17 protein-coding genes and 1 tRNA gene are annotated in these 16,168 nt (G+C 64.7%); 12 read left to right on the forward strand and 6 right to left on the reverse strand.

Going from position 1 to position 16,168, the window contains the following annotated elements; genetic code table 11:
* The first annotated feature begins 31 nt into the window (after positions 1 to 31).
* The 3 genes from ribH to VMJ11_RS14545 all read left to right on the forward strand — a co-directional run bounded on the left by ribH (position 32) and on the right by VMJ11_RS14545 (position 2,262).
* Positions 32 to 544: a 6,7-dimethyl-8-ribityllumazine synthase gene (gene ribH, locus VMJ11_RS14535; RefSeq protein WP_325620121.1), complete on the forward strand. Its 513-nt coding sequence runs from the start codon at positions 32 to 34 to the stop codon at positions 542 to 544.
* Positions 541 to 975 (forward strand): transcription antitermination factor NusB, encoded by a 435-nt coding sequence (gene nusB / locus VMJ11_RS14540; protein ID WP_028211566.1) that lies wholly within the window; start codon positions 541 to 543, stop codon positions 973 to 975. The genes ribH and nusB overlap by 4 nt, the downstream gene beginning before the upstream one ends.
* A gap of 93 nt (positions 976 to 1,068) precedes the next feature.
* Positions 1,069 to 2,262, forward strand: coding sequence for a pyridoxal phosphate-dependent aminotransferase (locus VMJ11_RS14545; RefSeq protein ID WP_325620094.1), 1,194 nt, complete (start codon positions 1,069 to 1,071; stop codon positions 2,260 to 2,262).
* 124 nt (positions 2,263 to 2,386) lie between these two features.
* Here VMJ11_RS14545 and VMJ11_RS14550 read toward each other — a convergent pair whose 3' ends face one another.
* The gene (locus VMJ11_RS14550) at positions 2,387 to 3,583 is read right to left on the reverse strand and encodes a transglycosylase SLT domain-containing protein (RefSeq protein ID WP_325620095.1); all 1,197 of its coding nucleotides are present in this window, start codon (positions 3,581 to 3,583) and stop codon (positions 2,387 to 2,389) included.
* Positions 3,584 to 4,196: 613 nt separating this feature from the next.
* On the opposite strand from VMJ11_RS14550, the gene VMJ11_RS14555 reads away from it, so the two are divergent.
* The 3 genes from VMJ11_RS14555 (at position 4,197) to VMJ11_RS14565 (ending at position 8,213) form a co-directional block, all read left to right on the forward strand.
* Positions 4,197 to 5,774 (forward strand): UbiD family decarboxylase, encoded by a 1,578-nt coding sequence (locus VMJ11_RS14555; RefSeq protein WP_325620096.1) that lies wholly within the window; start codon positions 4,197 to 4,199, stop codon positions 5,772 to 5,774.
* Positions 5,775 to 5,930: 156 nt separating this feature from the next.
* Positions 5,931 to 7,403 carry an NAD-dependent succinate-semialdehyde dehydrogenase gene (locus VMJ11_RS14560; protein ID WP_325620097.1) on the forward strand — a complete coding sequence of 491 codons (1,473 nt, stop codon included), beginning with the start codon at positions 5,931 to 5,933 and terminating at the stop codon, positions 7,401 to 7,403.
* 135 nt (positions 7,404 to 7,538) lie between these two features.
* A complete protein-coding gene (locus VMJ11_RS14565; protein ID WP_325620098.1) occupies positions 7,539 to 8,213 on the forward strand; it encodes a LysE family translocator in 675 nt (224 codons plus the stop codon).
* A 134-nt stretch (positions 8,214 to 8,347) separates the two neighbouring features.
* On the opposite strand, the gene VMJ11_RS14570 is transcribed toward VMJ11_RS14565, so the two are convergent.
* Both VMJ11_RS14570 and VMJ11_RS14575 read right to left on the reverse strand, forming a co-directional pair.
* Complete coding sequence (locus tag VMJ11_RS14570) at positions 8,348 to 8,650, reverse strand: hypothetical protein (RefSeq protein WP_325620099.1); 303 nt, start codon at positions 8,648 to 8,650, stop codon at positions 8,348 to 8,350.
* 441 nt (positions 8,651 to 9,091) lie between these two features.
* On the reverse strand, positions 9,092 to 9,253 hold the full coding sequence (locus VMJ11_RS14575; RefSeq protein WP_325620100.1) for a hypothetical protein: 162 nt from the start codon (positions 9,251 to 9,253) through the stop codon (positions 9,092 to 9,094).
* Between the two features lie 615 nt (positions 9,254 to 9,868).
* Here VMJ11_RS14575 and VMJ11_RS14580 point away from each other — a divergent pair.
* The 5 genes from VMJ11_RS14580 to trmB all read left to right on the forward strand — a co-directional run bounded on the left by VMJ11_RS14580 (position 9,869) and on the right by trmB (position 12,610).
* On the forward strand, positions 9,869 to 10,189 hold the full coding sequence (locus VMJ11_RS14580) for an EthD family reductase (RefSeq protein ID WP_325620101.1): 321 nt from the start codon (positions 9,869 to 9,871) through the stop codon (positions 10,187 to 10,189).
* Positions 10,190 to 10,293: 104 nt separating this feature from the next.
* Complete coding sequence (locus VMJ11_RS14585; RefSeq protein ID WP_325620102.1) at positions 10,294 to 10,857, forward strand: YggT family protein; 564 nt, start codon at positions 10,294 to 10,296, stop codon at positions 10,855 to 10,857.
* 108 nt (positions 10,858 to 10,965) lie between these two features.
* Positions 10,966 to 11,040: transfer RNA gene (locus VMJ11_RS14590), tRNA-Gly, on the forward strand.
* A gap of 224 nt (positions 11,041 to 11,264) precedes the next feature.
* Positions 11,265 to 11,489, forward strand: coding sequence for a hypothetical protein (locus VMJ11_RS14595; protein ID WP_325620103.1), 225 nt, complete (start codon positions 11,265 to 11,267; stop codon positions 11,487 to 11,489).
* Between the two features lie 338 nt (positions 11,490 to 11,827).
* Positions 11,828 to 12,610: a tRNA (guanosine(46)-N7)-methyltransferase TrmB gene (gene trmB / locus VMJ11_RS14600; RefSeq protein ID WP_325620104.1), complete on the forward strand. Its 783-nt coding sequence runs from the start codon at positions 11,828 to 11,830 to the stop codon at positions 12,608 to 12,610.
* Between the two features lie 64 nt (positions 12,611 to 12,674).
* Here trmB and VMJ11_RS14605 read toward each other — a convergent pair whose 3' ends face one another.
* Positions 12,675 to 13,532: an undecaprenyl-diphosphate phosphatase gene (locus VMJ11_RS14605; protein WP_325620105.1), complete on the reverse strand. Its 858-nt coding sequence runs from the start codon at positions 13,530 to 13,532 to the stop codon at positions 12,675 to 12,677.
* A gap of 95 nt (positions 13,533 to 13,627) precedes the next feature.
* The gene (locus VMJ11_RS14610; protein ID WP_325620106.1) at positions 13,628 to 14,215 is read right to left on the reverse strand and encodes a DUF1439 domain-containing protein; all 588 of its coding nucleotides are present in this window, start codon (positions 14,213 to 14,215) and stop codon (positions 13,628 to 13,630) included.
* Positions 14,216 to 14,789: 574 nt separating this feature from the next.
* On the opposite strand from VMJ11_RS14610, the gene VMJ11_RS14615 reads away from it, so the two are divergent.
* The gene (locus tag VMJ11_RS14615) at positions 14,790 to 15,761 is read left to right on the forward strand and encodes an acyltransferase (RefSeq protein WP_325620107.1); all 972 of its coding nucleotides are present in this window, start codon (positions 14,790 to 14,792) and stop codon (positions 15,759 to 15,761) included.
* Positions 15,762 to 15,784: 23 nt separating this feature from the next.
* Here the strand turns inward: VMJ11_RS14615 and VMJ11_RS14620 are convergent, their stop codons facing one another.
* Positions 15,785 to 16,084, reverse strand: a complete 300-nt coding sequence (locus tag VMJ11_RS14620) for a YkgJ family cysteine cluster protein (RefSeq protein ID WP_325620108.1) — start codon at positions 16,082 to 16,084, stop codon at positions 15,785 to 15,787.
* Positions 16,085 to 16,168 lie beyond the last annotated feature (84 nt).

The following is a 16,168-nucleotide window of genomic DNA, read 5'->3' on the forward strand; positions in this document are numbered from 1 at the left end:
CACCACGCTCAACCGAACCTACGGACACCACATGGAAATCGGACAATACCAACCGAACCTCGACGGCGACGGACTGCGCATCGGCATCGTCCAGTCGCGCTTTAACGAACCCGTCTGCAACGGCCTCGCCGACGCCTGCATAGAAGAACTCGAGCGCCTCGGCGTAACGGGCGAAGACGTGCTGCTCGTCACCGTGCCGGGCGCCCTCGAAATCCCGCTCGCGCTGCAAAAGCTCGCCGAAAGCGGCCAGTTCGACGCCCTGATCGCGCTCGGCGCGGTCGTGCGCGGCGAAACCTACCACTTCGAGCTCGTCTCGAACGAAAGCGGCGCCGGCATCTCGCGCGTCTCGCTCGACTTCAACGTGCCGGTCGCCAACGCCGTGCTCACGACCGAGACCGAGGAGCAAGCCGTCGCACGCATGACCGAGAAGGGTCGTGACGCGGCCCGTGTCGCCGTCGAAATGGCGAATCTGACGGTGGCGCTGGAGCAGCTCGACGGCGGCGACGACGAAGAAGACGAGGAAGACGAAGAGGAACAGCAATGAAGAGCGCGCGCCGCCGCTCCCGCGAACTGGCCACGCAGGGGTTGTATCAGTGGCTGCTGTCGGGTGTGCCCGCCGGCGAGATCGACGCGCAATTGCGCGGTTCGCAGGGCTACGACAAGGCCGATCACGAGCATCTGGACGCGATCCTGCACGGCGTGATCCGCGAATCGGACGAACTGTCCGCCGCGATCGCACCATGCCTCGACCGTCCGATCGAGCAGCTCTCGCCGGTCGAACGCGCGGTGCTGCTCGTGGCGACCTACGAGTTCAAGCACCACGTCGACATTCCGTATCGCGTCGTGATCAACGAGGCGGTCGAGCTCACGAAGACCTTCGGCGGCTCGGACGGCTACAAGTACGTGAACGGCGTGCTCGACAAGCTCGCGGCGCAACTGCGCGCCACCGAGGCGCAAAACGCCCGCAAGTCGTAAGAACGCGAGCCGCGGGGTCGCCTTGGGCGCCTGCAAGCACCTGAGCGCCCTGCCCCGCGCGCCGCGAGATCTGTCAGTACTGGAAAGCCCCGCATGAACATCGTTGCCGAACCGCTGCTGCGGCTTGCCGCGCGCGTCGACGAAATCCAGCCTTTCTACGTCATGGAACTGGCGAAGGAAGCCGCGCAACTCGAGCGCGCTGGACGCGACATCATCCACATGGGTATCGGCGAGCCGGACTTCACGGCGCCCGAGCCCGTCGTCGAGGCCGCGGCCGCCGCGCTGCGCCGCGGCGTCACGCAATACACGAGCGCGCTCGGCATTCACGCGCTGCGCGAGGCGATCGCCGCGCACTACGAGCACGCGTATGGCCTCACGGTCGACCCGGCGCGCATCGTCGTGACGGCGGGCGCCTCGGCAGCGCTGCTGCTCGCCTGCACGGCGCTCGTCGACCGCGACGACGAAGTGCTGATGCCCGACCCCTGCTATCCGTGCAACCGGCACTTCGTGGCCGCGGCGGAAGGCAAGCCGGTGCTCGTGCCGAGCGGCCCCGAGGCACGCTTCCAGCTCACCGCCGCGGATGTCGAGCGCCTTTGGACCTCTCGCACGCGTGGCGTGCTGCTCGCCTCGCCGTCGAACCCCACCGGCACCTCGATCGAACCCGAGGAGCTCAAGCGCATCGTGCACGCCGTGCGCGCGCGCGGCGGTTTCACGATCGTCGACGAGATCTACCAAGGCCTGTCCTACGACGCGCCGCCCGTCTCCGCGCTCTCGTTCGGCGACGATGTGGTGACCGTCAACAGTTTCTCGAAATACTTCAACATGACCGGCTGGCGTCTGGGCTGGCTCGTGGTGCCACCCGCGCTCATCGGCGCGTTCGAAAAGCTCGCACAGAACCTGTTCATCTGCGCGTCGGCGCTCGCGCAGCACGCCGCGCTCGCCTGCTTCGAGCCGGACACGCTGAAGATCTACGAAGCGCGCCGGCTCGAATTCAAGCGCCGCCGCGACTTCATCGCGCCCGCGCTCGAATCGCTCGGCTTCACGGTGCCCGTGATGCCCGACGGCGCGTTCTACGTCTACGCCGACTGCTCGAACGTCGCCCACCCCGCCGCCGGTGACAGCGACGCGCTCACGCGCGCGATGCTGCACGATGCCGGCACGGTGATGGTGCCCGGCATGGACTTCGGCGTGGCCGCCCCGCACCAGTACGTGCGGCTCTCGTATGCGACGGCGTACGAGCGGCTGGAGGAAGCGATCGGGCGGCTGCGCACGTTCTTCGGGCGCTGATCCGCGCCCGGTCGAACGCCGACCACTCCTGAGCGCAGAAATGCAAAAAGGCACCCTCGGGTGCCTTTTTGTTCTTTCCGGCCTTTCAGCTACACGCTCAGGTACCCAAACTCAGGTACCCAAATCAGGCACCCATCTCGGCCGAGCCATGCTTCTGAGCCGCCGTGCCCGTGCTCGCATCGTCCTGGTCGGACGCTGCCTTCGCGGGAGCCGACGTCTTCTCGATGAGCTCGTGCCCGCCGTCGAGCGTCACGTGCACGCGCTTGTCGCCGTTGACGCTCGCCACCTTCTGCGGTGCCGATTCGCTGGCCGTCGCGGTGCCGCTCGCCTGCGGTGCGTTGATCGGGACATTGCGACCGCGCGCAACGTCGCGCAGACGCCCGCGCTCGGCCATCACCTTGGCGCCATAGCCGCCGTCGTCCTGCGAAGTCGAGCCGACATAGAGGCGCAGGCCGCCCGGCAGCGAGCCGCCGCGCGCGATGCAATCCTTCAGCACCAGCGCGCCCACCTTGATGTTCGCGAGCGGATCGAGCGCCGCGCGTTGGCCGCCGAAGTACTGGAACTTGTCCGAGTGGACCTTCGACATGACCTGCATCAGGCCCTGCGCGCCCACGCCGCTTTCAGCGTACGGATTGAAGCCCGATTCGATCGCCATCACCGCGAGGAGCAGCAGCGGATCGAGCCCTACTTCGCGCCCGGTGTCGAACGCCGCTTTCACGAGCTCGCCGACCGGCTGCTGCGCCACACGATAGCGACGCGCCAGATACGTGGCGACGAGCGCCTGTTCGCGCGCCGAAACGAGCACGCGGTCGTCGCGGGCGTCGGGCGTAATGCGCTGCGCCGGAATGATGCGCGCGAGCGTGCCGACGCTCGGCAGCGCACGCGGGTCGAGGCTATTGAGCGTCGCGGCTTCGAGCGTGGCGATGCCGCCGTTTGACACCGAGGTCGCGACCTTCGTAGCGGCATCGCTGGAACCTGCGGGCGAGACGCCCGCGTCGGGCTGGAGCGCCGTGGGCAGCATCGTGCCGTCAGCGTTGTCTTCGTTGGTCGTCACACCCGGGGGCGCGAAGGAAGGCAGCGGATTGCCTTGCAGCAGACGCGCCGGACCGGCCTGCACCGCCGCCGAAACGAACGGCATCATGCGTGCGGCCAGCGTGCCGCGCCATGTGGGCAGCAGCCAGAGGGCGAGCGCGAGCAAAACGGCGCAGCCGCCAACGATGCTGAACAGGTGGTGGCTCAGGCGGGTACCACGGCGCAGCAGCGCACGCAGGCCAGGAGCCGCACGCTCGTCGGCGCGCCACCACGATAACCAGGTATTCATCTACGGATCTCCCATGTTGCATGATCCGGCGGGAGTGTCGGCGCGAGGCAGACGGCCAATCGCAGGATCAAGACACCGCGCGCCCTGGCTGGTGCGGCAGCGGCATCGGGAAAACGGCAAGTACGCCGTGTGTGGAACCCCTCGTCTACAACCAGGCACGCTAAGTGCGCGCGCGGGGAGTTCTCACGCGAACAGCCAGCGCGAAGGCCGCACTGGCGAGGACAACCAATCTAGACCGTGTGCAGCCGTGCAGGGAGTCGGCTAAACGGCGACGCGTTGCGTCTGAAGGACCGGGAGATGGTTAAAAATTTCAAAACCTGCAACCAATGTGGACGGATTCTAGCAGCGTTTTATAGATCGTCAATACTATAGAATGTCAAATCTATAACTAATTGTAATGATGAACACTGTTCAATCGGCCGCAATCCGCGCGGCACGCGCGTCTGCGGGTGGTTATGCGGATTGGCTGGCAGCGTGCGCCAGCCAACACAGGTAAAATCGACAATCGTTACGCCGCGTGTCGTCCGGCTTCAAGCGCCGGCCGCGGACCCTGCAGCCGCCGCCCGATGCGGCCCCCGAGTTGGCCGCCCCGGTTGGCCACGATTGGCTCCTGATGAAATACAAAGACCTGCGCGACTTCGTTGGCCGCCTGGAGACGCTCGGCGAATTGCGCCGCGTCCCGCAAGCCGTTTCCCCGGTGCTGGAGATGACCGAGCTGTGCGACCGCGTCCTGCGTGCCGGCGGCCCGGCCCTGCTGTTTGAAAACCGCACCACACACGCGTTCCCGGTGCTCGGCAATCTGTTCGGCACCCCCCGCCGCGTCGCGCTCGGCATGGGCATCGACGCGCCCGAAAGCGGCGGCGACGGCGCGGCGCTCGAGTCGCTGCGCGACGTGGGGCGCCTCCTCTCCGCGCTGAAGGAGCCCGAGCCGCCGCGCGGGCTGAAGGACGCGGGCAAGCTCCTCACGCTCGCCAAGGCTGTCTGGGACATGGCGCCAAAGACCGTGAGCGCGCCGCCTTGCCAGGAGATCGTCTGGGAAGGCCACGACGTCGATCTCGCCAAGCTGCCCATCCAGATCTGCTGGCCCGGCGACGCCGGCCCGCTCGTGACCTGGGGCCTGACCGTCACGCGCGGCCCGAACAAGACCCGCCAGAATCTCGGCATTTACCGCCAGCAGTTGGTCGGACGCAACAAGCTCATCATGCGCTGGCTCGCGCATCGCGGCGGCGCGCTCGATTTTCGCGAGTTCGCGCTGAAAAATCCCGGCAAGCCCTATCCCGTGGCCGTCGTGTTGGGCGCCGATCCGGCAACGATCCTCGGTGCCGTCACGCCCGTGCCTGACACGCTGTCCGAATACCAGTTCGCCGGCCTTTTGCGCGGCGCCCGCACCGAGCTCGCGAAGTGCCTGACGCCCGGCGTCGACACGCTCCAGGTACCCGCGCGGGCCGAGATCGTGCTCGAAGGCTTCATCTACCCGCAAACGGGAGAGCCCGGCCCGGCGCCCGCGGGTGCGCCGCCGCGTCCTGCAAAGGGCGCGAGCGCCTCCTACGAGCACGCTCTCGAAGGACCCTACGGCGACCATACGGGCTACTACAACGAACAGGAGTGGTTCCCCGTGTTTACGGTGGAGCGCATCACGATGCGCCGCGACGCCATCTATCACTCAACCTACACGGGCAAGCCGCCCGACGAGCCCGCGGTGCTCGGCGTCGCGCTCAACGAAGTGTTCGTGCCGCTCCTGCAGAAGCAGTTTCCCGAGATCACCGACTTCTATCTACCGCCCGAGGGATGCAGCTACCGCATGGCGATCGTGCAGATGAAAAAGAGCTATCCCGGGCACGCAAAGCGCGTGATGTTCGGCGTGTGGAGCTTCCTGCGGCAGTTCATGTATACGAAGTTCATCGTCGTGGTCGACGATGATGTCGACATCCGCGACTGGAAGGAAGTGATCTGGGCGATCACCACGCGCATCGACCCGGCGCGCGACACCGTGCTCGTCGAGAACACGCCGATCGACTACCTCGATTTCGCGTCGCCGGTGGCGGGTCTCGGCTCGAAGATGGGGCTCGACGCGACCAACAAGTGGCCCGGCGAAACGGACCGCGAATGGGGCCGCGCAATCGAGATGGACGCGGCCGTCAAGACGCGCGTCGACCGCCTGTACGTCGAGCTTGGTTTCGGCCGCGGCTAGCTGCCCGGCGCGGCTTGCGATCCGGCGTGCGGCCCGGGCTTGGGCGGCACGCCGGCCGATTCATCCGCGACGCCCTTTTCGCGACGCCGCGCTTCCCGCTTCGCGCCTCGTGCCCGGTACGAGCCGCGTCGCCAGTGAAACTGAGGAGACACGAACATGAGCTTGTCCGCATCCGAGCGCCTGACGCAACTGAACGATCCCGCCCTCTTCAAGACCCGCGCGTACATCGACGGTGAATGGAGCGGCGGTGCGGCCACGTTTGCCGTGCTCGACCCCGCCGACAACGCCGAGATCGCGCGCGTGCCCGACTTCGGCGCGGACGAGGCGCACCGCGCCATCGCCGCCGCCAACGCCGCGCTGCCCGCGTGGCGCGCGAAGACGGGCAAGGAGCGCGCGGCCGTGCTGCGACGCTGGTTCGATCTCGTGATCGAGCACGCCGACGACCTCGCCGCGATCATGACCGCCGAACAAGGCAAGCCGCTTGCCGAAGCGCGCGGCGAAGTGTTATACGGCGCCGCGTTCCTCGAATGGTTTGCGGAAGAGGCCAAGCGCGTGAACGGCGACGTGCTCGCGAGCCCGGCGAGCGACCGCAGGCTCGTCGTGCTCAAGCAGCCGATCGGCGTTTGCGCCTCGATCACGCCCTGGAATTTCCCGATCGCAATGATCACGCGCAAGGTCGCGCCTGCCATCGCCGCGGGCTGCACAATCGTCGTGAAGCCCGCCGAACAAACACCGCTCTCTGCGCTCGCGCTCGCCGAGCTCGCCCAGCGCGCGGGCGTGCCCAAGGGCGTGTTCAACGTGGTCACTGCCGACTCGGCGAACTCCATCGAGGTCGGCAAGGCGCTGTGCGAAAGCGACATCGTGCGCCATCTCTCGTTCACGGGTTCGACGCCGGTGGGCCGCATCCTCATGCAGCAGTGCGCGCCCACGGTCAAGAAGATCGCGCTCGAACTGGGTGGCCACGCCCCCTTTATCGTGTTCGACGACGCCGACCTCGAAGCTGCCGTGGAAGGCGCGATCATCTCGAAGTACCGCAACGCGGGGCAGACGTGCGTGTGCACGAACCGCTTCTATGTGCACGACAAGGTGTACGACGCCTTCGTCGAGAAACTTGCCGCCGCCTCGCGCAAGATCAAGGTGGGCAACGGCTTCGAGAGCGGCGTGAACCTCGGGCCGTTGATCGACGACGCGGCCGTCGCCAAGGTCGCGCAGCACATCGATGATGCGACCGCGAGAGGCGCGAAGCTCGTCGCGGGCGGCAAGGTCAGCTCGGGACGCTACGTCGAGCCGACCGTGCTCGCCGACGTCACGCGCGAGATGCTGATCGCGCGCGAGGAAACCTTCGGTCCGGTCGCGGCGGTGTTCCGCTTCAGCGACGAAGCCGAGGTGATCGGCCTCGCCAACGACACCGAGTTCGGCCTCGCCTCGTACTTCTATAGCCGCGACATCGGCCGCGTCTGGCGCGTGGCCGAAGCGCTCGAATACGGCATGGTCGGCATCAACACCGGGCTCATTTCGAACGAGGTCGCGCCGTTTGGCGGCGTCAAGCAATCCGGCCTCGGGCGCGAGGGTTCGAAGTACGGGATCGACGAATACGTCGAACTCAAGTATCTGTGTATCGGCGCTTGAGCCGGGCTTGAGCCGATCCTGGGCCGAGCCTCAGCCGACCCTGAGCCGCGCCTGAGCCGCTAGCCAGCGCGTCGCCCGCCTGCTCTCAGGCGGGCGGCCACAGCACGTAGTCCATACCAACAAGAAATCGTTTTCATGCCTTCCGTTTCCCTGCTTTCCGACGGCTTTTTCCTGTCGCTTTCGCTTTGCCTCGACATCGGTCTCGCCAACGTCGCCATCATCTCGCTCACGCTCACGCATGGCTTTCGACCGGGCTTCTGGCTCGGCCTCGGCTCGTGCTTCGGTGACCTCATCTATGCAGCGCTCGCGCTCGCGGGCATGGCAGCGCTACTGCAGTTTTCGGCCGTACGCTGGATCGTCTGGATCGGCGGCGCCGCGCTGCTGCTGATGCTCACATGGAAGATGACGCGCGAAGCGCTCAATCCGGCTTCGGCACCGCCCGTGGAAGGCGAAGCCGATAGCGCCACACCGTTGCCGAGGCCGTGGCGCAGCTTCGTGCGCGGCGTGCTGCTCGCGCTATCGTCTCCGAGCGCGATTCTCTGGTTCGCGGCCGTCGGCGGCGCGCTGATCGCGAAATCGGGCGCGACGAGCGCCGGCGCGGCCTCGCTATTCCTACTGGGCTTTTTCGCGGGAGGACTCGGCTGGACGCTCTTTCTCTGCGGCCTCGCCAGCCATGGCCGCAAACGCGCCGGCACCGGCTTGCTGCGCGCCTGCCACGTGCTCTCCGCACTGTTGTTCGCGTACTTTTCGTACAGCGTGATCGTGCACGGATATCGCGATTTGATCTTGCAGGGTGCGGGCGCGATGTAAAGCGCTCATCAGCGAGTCAACGCGCCTCGACGGCGCTCAGAGGTCGCCACAAAGCAAACGGCGCAACGCGGCGTGAGCCGGCGTTGCGCCGTTCGGAGCGCTGACGCCCGGGCGGATTATCCCGCCCGTCGCATTCAACGACGGTAGTAACCGTAACCGTGGCCGTAGTAGCCGCGGTAGTAGCCGTGATGCCAGTAAGGATGGCCGTAGTAACCGTAGCCGCCAACGACGACGGCAGGCGGCGGCGCATAGACCACGGGCGGCGGCGCATAAACCACGGGCGGGGGCGGCGGTGCATAGACCGGCGCGGCATACACCGGATAAGCCGGAGCAACCGGAACGCCGATGCCGATACCCACAGAAACGTGTGCTTGAGCCGCGCTGACGAACCCCACACCCAGCGCGGCGGCAACGATGAACGAAACGGTCTTTTTCACTTCTCTTCTCCTGGCGGCCGACAACGGCGACGCTTACATGACGGGTACAGCCCACGCATTCAATTTATCGAAAACGGCGGCTGCCATCGGTAGCCATTTGTTTCGAATTGCAATCCCATCTGCGGGTTGCATGGTGCCTCGTCAAGTCCGCCCGGCGTGGCTGCGGCGAAAGAGCGCTGCCGCCAGGCCGCATCAAGGGGGTCAACCGTTACGGGATCATAGAACCTGTCATTCTTACCGACACGCTGGCGCCGCGACGCAAATTTCTCGGTAATGTTTGATTACAAATTGGTTGTGCCAGCCTGCACGCAGCCGTCATGGCCGCCATCTCCGCAGAGTGTGATGAGCGTGTATACGACGATGCCCGGTCCTGGGACCGGGCATCTGATCCGAACGGCCGGCGGTGCAAGCATCGCCGGCCGCGATGGACCCACTCTCCGCCTATCCGACCTTTACATAAGCGAACTCGCGCGTGACGTTCGGTGGCACGTAGGCGCCGCTAATGCGTACACGCGGCGTCAGGCGCTTCTTCTGATCCCACCAGCGGCGGCGTTGAACAGGCGAGAGAAACCGCAGATGCTTTCGGTAAGCGAAGATGCTCATGGTGAACTCCCCGAATCGGACTACCGACAGGAACAAACCCAATTCCACGACTGCGACGACGAAACCGAAGCGATGAAAACCATTGTGCTCAGATTGCAGGACAACGGTTCGCGCTGTTGCGAGATAGCCGCACGAGCGTCGTATATGCGCAATGGGCTGGACGTTGCGCCTTACCCGTGCTGGGCCCGGGCTGCGGCGCTTATGCCCGCCCGTCGGCGCTCCAGCAGGAATCGTGCCGCGTAGCTCTGTGCGTCCCGCGAATGCCAGGCACGTCGTCGCGCCCATTACAGCGCCAGTTGTAATCGCGCGGGCGCCACGCTATCGGTACGAAAGCGAACATTTCGCGCGCAGCGCGGTGCATCGACGCAACAGCGTGAGCCGTCTGGACGCACGAAACCGCAATCTGTCGGAAATACTGTAGCTGCTCGCGGAAAAGCCTGACGCGAGCGCAGCCACTTTCCGTGGCTGCCACATCGACGCCCTGATCTGCCACCACGTGCCGGAAGCCAGCGCGGTAGCATGGTTCGCGAATACTGGCGAGGCGTAAGCCGTGGTAATGTGGCGACGGCGCGCGTCGCAACGCGCGTCCACAGGACTCACCGACGAGAACGCACAATGATCAAGGTCAGCATCCTCTATCCGTATCGCGAGAACGGGCGTTTCGACACCGAGTACTACAGCACGCACCACATGCCGCTCGCGGCGAAGCTCTTCGGCAGCGCGCTCAAGGGCTGGTCGGTCGACATCGGCATCAATGCGGGGCGGCCGGGCACGCCGCCGCCCTACGTTGCGGCCGGCCACTTCCTGTTCGAGACGATGGACGCGTTCTATGCGGCGTTCCAGCCGCATGCCGACACACTCCTCGACGACATTCCCAACTACACCGACGGCGGAAATGGCAGGATCCTGATCAGCGAGGTCAAGGTGTCTGTCTGACTGCCTGCGCCCGGCTGAACCGGGCCGGGCTGACCTCGGCCCCCCCTTATCGGCCGCCACACGCCAGACGCGCCGCCACCCAACACAAGAAGGAAACAACACCGATGTTCGGCGATATCGCCCGCTTTCTGCTCAATACGGTCTTCACGCTATTCGGCGCCGCCCTGCTGCTGCGCGCCTGGCTGCAGTATGTGCGTGTGCCTCCGTACAACCCCGTAACCCATGCCATCCAACAGGTCACCAACTGGCTAGTGCTGCCGCTGCGCCATGTCATTCCCGGCGTGCGCGGCATCGACTGGGCGAGCGTCGTCGCGGCGCTGGTCGCGGCCATCGCCTATGTGCTACTCATGGTGTGGATCGCGGGCGTCGACCCGCTCGGTCTCTTGCCGACGCTTCTGATCGTAGCGCTGCTCACGCTCGTGAAATGGGCGCTCAACCTGCTGATCTGGCTGACGATCCTGATGGCGCTGCTCTCGTGGCTCAACCCGCGCTCGGCGGCCATGCCGGTGCTCTTCCAGCTGACGGCGCCGTTCCTCAACCCGCTGCGGCGCATTCTGCCAAACCTGGGCGGACTCGATCTCTCGCCGATCCTGCTCTTCGTGATCGTGCAGGTCCTGCTGATGGTAGTCACCCGCGCGGCCGTTTCGCTCACGCTATTCGGCATCTGAGGGCGCATCCGCACACAGCGACCGCACCCGGCAGCGGGTCTCTCGCGCCGCCGGGTGCGGTCGCATCATTGCGCAACTGGCCTGAAAGCGCGTAAAATGGCGCGCTCTGCGGGCGTCGTATAATGGCTATTACCCCAGCTTCCCAAGCTGGAGACGTGGGTTCGATTCCCATCGCCCGCTCCACATCGGCTTGCCGGCCGCTCTTCGGGGCGTCGAGCGCCCCCTCGCGGGACGCCTTGCCCGCCTCACCGGTACACGCCGGGCAGACCTGAACTCCTCCGTTGCACAATGCAGTCTGGCGCTCGTCGGGTCCGCCCGTACGCGCCGCAAGCAGGTCCGCCGACACGCTTTTCGCACGACTGCTGCATTACGACTTGCCGTGCGCTCCCGGGCGCACCGGTCCCCCGATGGAAGAATTCTTCATACCCCGGCGCAGCGCGATCGCGTTGCTCATGAAATCGCGCAAATCCCTCCTCGCCGACGCAGAAGAGCAGACGCCCGCCGTAGCCGAGCGCCTGCACGCCGCCGCCGAGGATCTCGCGCGCCTGCTGCTCGACGTGCGCGCCGGCCGCGTGCAGGTGTTCGAGCTGAACGAACCCACACGGATGCGAGTCGTCATTTCTGCCGATTGAGGCGCTGATCGACACGCCGACTAACTTCCCGGGTTACGCAGCAGGTATGCACGCCCCAGCCCCCCGCCGGAGCCGTCCAGTCGCGCTGATATAATGCGCCACGGCTTCGGAGCCGCCGGGCTTCGAGCGCGCCGCGCATGCTTCGCTGGCCGAAGGCGGCTTGCGTCTCTGGCGAACGGAAATGGCAGCGCGCAGCCCAATGGGCGGCCTGCCGCGGCAGCGCATCCGGCGCACAGCCCGGCACGCCCAGCGCCGCGGCAATGGCGCAAGCAATGGCGCAACCCTGCCCCAGTTACCGATAGCCGCGAACATCGCCGCTCTCACCACCATCCGCGAAGATGAATCACGATCCCAACGACGCAGTCCGCCCCGACTGCACGCCGTCCGACGCACCGGACGCCGCCTCCGACGCGAACGCGCAATCCGACGCCCCCGCTGGCGACGCCCTGCATCACCGCCGCATCCGCAGCTTCGTGACCCGCGCTGGCCGCGTCTCGACCGGCCAGCGCCGCGCGCTCGACGAGCTCGGCCCGAGCTTCGTCGTGCCATACGCGCCCGAGGCCGCCGACTGGGACGCCGTGTTCGGACGCCACGCGCCGCGCGTGCTGGAGATCGGTTTCGGGATGGGTGCGAGCACGGCCGAGATTGCCGCCTTGCGTCCGCAGGACGATTTCCTCGGCGTGGAGGTGCACGAGCCGGGCGTCGGCGCACTGCTTAAGCTGATCGGCGAGCAGGATCTGCAGAACATCCGCATCATTCAGCACGACGCGGTGGAAGTGCTCGAGCACATGATCGCGCCCGCGAGCCTCGACGGCGTGCACATCTTCTTCCCGGATCCGTGGCACAAGGCGCGCCACCACAAGCGCCGCCTGATCCAGCCGAAGTTCGTCGCCCAGCTCGTCTCGCGCATGAAACCCGGCGCGTACCTACATTGCGCGACCGACTGGCAGAACTACGCGGAGCAGATGCTGGAAGTGCTCGGCGCGGAGCCCGCACTCGAGAATACGGCCGCCGATTACGCGCCGCGCCCCGATTACCGGCCGGTGACGAAGTTCGAGCGCCGCGGCCTGCGCCTCGGCCACGGCGTGTGGGATCTCGTGTTTCGTCGCCGCGCGCACTGATACCGCGCGCCGCAACCCATAACCCGACGGGCGCCGTGATGTCATCCGGCGCCCGCGTCGCTTTTTAGTCGTCCCAGCCGAGGCCGCCGCCGTAGCCGAACAGCAGGATCACGAGACCGAACACGATCCGGTACCAGGCGAAGACCGTGAAATCGTGTGAAGCGACGAAGCGCAGCAGCCAGCGCACGCACGCGAACGCGCTGACGAAGGCGGCCACGAACGCGACGCCGAAGAGCCCGAGCCAGTCCACGGATAGCGCGTGCCAGTTCTTGTGCATCTCATAGACGGTCGCGCCGAAGATCACCGGAATGGCGAGAAAGAACGAGAACTCGGTCGCGACGCGACGCTCGAGCCCGAACAGCATCGCGCCGATGATGGTCGAGCCCGAGCGCGACATGCCCGGAATCAGCGCGAAGCACTGCGCGCAGCCCACCTTGAGGGCGTCGAGTGGCGTGATCTCGTCGAGCGAAGTCACCCGCGCGCTACGCTGGGCAGCGACCGGCAGCGCCCTCGCGCCGCCGCGCAAGCGATTTTCGACCCACAGGATGACGAGGCCACCTCCGACGAGCGCGAATGCGACCGGCACCGGCGAAAAAAGAACTGCCTTGATGGCCTTCTCGAACATCAGACCGAGAACCACCGCCGGCAGCGTAGCGACGATCACGTTGAGCGCGAAGCGCCGCGCATCGGGCCGCGTGGGAAGGCCCACGACGACATCGCCGATCTTGCGCCGAAACTCCCAGCACACCGCGAGGATCGCGCCTAACTGGATCACCACGTCGAAGGTCTTCGCGTACTCGCCCTCGAAATTGAGCACGCTGCCCACGACGATCAAATGCCCCGTACTCGAAACCGGCAAAAACTCCGTCAGCCCTTCGACGATGCCGAGAATCAAGGCCTTGCAGGTCAATATCCAGTCCATCCCTTTATCCCTCTTCTTTATGAGAATGAGCGTCGGGACGGCACGCACGCCGCGCCGCACGACCGACGACGGCCGCGCGCCGGCGTTTCGTCTGTCTATTTCTGGACGATCTGCACGCGTATGCCGTTTGTAAGGATGGAGATTGTACCGGGTTCGTAAGCCACGCCGGCAAATTGCAGCTGTTCCGGCTTGAAGGTGTAGACGGGGTAGTTGTCGAGCAACTGCGTGGCGACGAGCGCCGCGACCGCGCTCACCTGCGGCGCGTAGGCGGCGGCGTTGCCGGTCATGTCGACGCCGTCGACCGAAGGCGACCTGAGCACGACGGCGCGGCTCGCGCTGTCGTAGGCCAGCTCGCTCGACACCGTGAACGCGCCGCTCACGGGTTGCTGCATCAACGGACTCTCGAGGTGCGCATCGAGCCTCACGGCCACGCGGTTGCGCTCGGGCTGGAGCGTCACGACGGGGTTCGTCAGCGCGACGTCGAAGAGCTGCTGCATCGAGCGGTGATAGGGGAACTTGCGCTGCACCGCGTCCTGCACCTGCTGCTGCGAAAACGTGTAGTGATCGGGAATGAACGGGAATATCCCCGTCGCACACGCGCCCAGCGACATCGCCGTACCCGCCGCGGCGCAGGCTGCAAGCAGGAAGGCGCGCCGGGAAACGCGCGTTGCGGTGTGAATCATGCGAAATCTCCTTGATGGGCCAGATGCGTGCGCCTTGCCGGCGCGCCGCGCCGTCATTCTGGCGCAAACCGGCGTGCGCATGTGTCGCGTCCTTGCTCAGCGCTTATTTTGCGGCTACGCCTGGGATGGCGCTTCGACACGCGTGAGCCAGACAAGCGCCTCCTCGCGCGACGCCATGCACATTTCTGCTTGCGGCTGCTACCGCATCGATGGCCGCCCTTAGAACACACCCGATATTCAATGAGTGTTCGGTAACACTCCAGGACAACTCTCCGACTTCTGGACGGAAAGGGCAGGTATGCTGGGTTTCGCTCTGGCGCAGCGCCGGCTTCACTGAGAGGTCAATTCGAATGATAAGCCCGACTAGCCCTTTCCCGGTTCTTCTCGCGTTGCTCCTCGCACTCGCTACAGCCAGGATATTGATTTGGCGATTCGGCGCACCTAAAGCGCAAGGGCGCTTTTCAACGATTGACGGATTGAGAGGATACCTGGCATTTTTCGTCTTTCTGCACCATTCCTGCATTTGGTACTTTTATCTCAAAACCTCTGCGTTTGACTCCCCCCGTCGAACTTCATGGCAAATCTCGGGAGAGTAAGCGTATCCCTGTTTTTTATGATCACTGGCTTTCTTTTCTCCACGAAAATAATCAACGAAAAATATAAAGGCGTTGACTGGACGAAGCTTTATATCTCCCGGATCCTGCGACTTGCGCCATTATATCTGTTTGCCATGCTGTTACTTTTCGCGTCAGTTGCCATCGTGTCGAATTTCACACTGGCGCAGTCCCCGACAACCCTGGTACTCAATGCATTGAGATGGATAGCTTTTTCCAGTTTTGGCGAGCCGGATTTAAACGGAGTAGAGGGAACCAGGCTCATTATGGCGGGAGTACCGTGGACGCTTGCCTATGAATGGGCATTCTATCTTTGCCTTCCTTTGCTGGCAGTCGCGATTGGAACGATTCCGCTGCTTCCAGTTCTGATAATCGGATTCATCGGCGGACTGGATTTCATCCACATTCACGCGGAACCGAGATTCATGGCACCATTTTTCAGCGGGATAATTGCTGCATTCCTCTGCCGCCACGTCTGGTTCCGAAACATTGCACAAAAGAAAATCGCCTCAGTCGTTGTAATCGCAGCAATCGCCATGGCGCTCACATTGTTTCCAACGTCATATTCACGCATCCCACTCGCGCTCCTTTCCCTGAGTTTTATCTTGATCGCCGGCGGAGCCACCTTATTCGGGACGCTAACCAGCCCGCTCTCCCGCACGCTAGGAGAGCTTGCTTACAGCATATATCTCCTGCACGGATTTTTTCTATTCACGCTTTTCAATTTCGCCGTTGGGAAACAAAACTGGAAATCGCTTACCGCTTTGGAGCATTGGTCCTTGATCTTATTGATAACCCCGATCTTGATTATCGCCAGTTATACGACATTCAGATTTATCGAGAAGCCCGCCATGCAGTGCACGGAAGGCGTCAGCAACTGGGTGCGCCAAACTTTGTTTGCAAGGCGCGGCGCGCTGGAAGAGCCCCGCTAAGTGAATCAGAAGTGCTGGAATCTTCAGCTTGGCACCATTGGTGAAGTCAACACTTCGAGCTTTGACAACCACTGGATTGCAGCGTCGCGATTGTCGCCGCACATTTCCGACGAAGGCGCCAGACCGCTACAGACTGCGGGGCGTCGCGGGTCACCGAATAGCTTGCAGCGTTCGTCGTCGCCGAGCTGGATGCAGCGCACGCCGGCGGGCTTCCCGCCGGGCATACCCGGAATCGCGCTCGTAATGGACGGCGCGATGCAACACGCGCCACAACCGGGACGGCAAGCATGGGCTGAGACATCGGGTTGGCGAACGGTATTCAATTTGGCTTCCTGAAACGCTGGCGAAATCTGGCGAAACGTCTACGGCGCGCAGCCTTGGGCATCGCGGCGGACCAACCGCATTGT

It is taken from the genome of Paraburkholderia sp., assembly GCF_035501035.1.
Classification (GTDB): domain Bacteria; phylum Pseudomonadota; class Gammaproteobacteria; order Burkholderiales; family Burkholderiaceae; genus Paraburkholderia.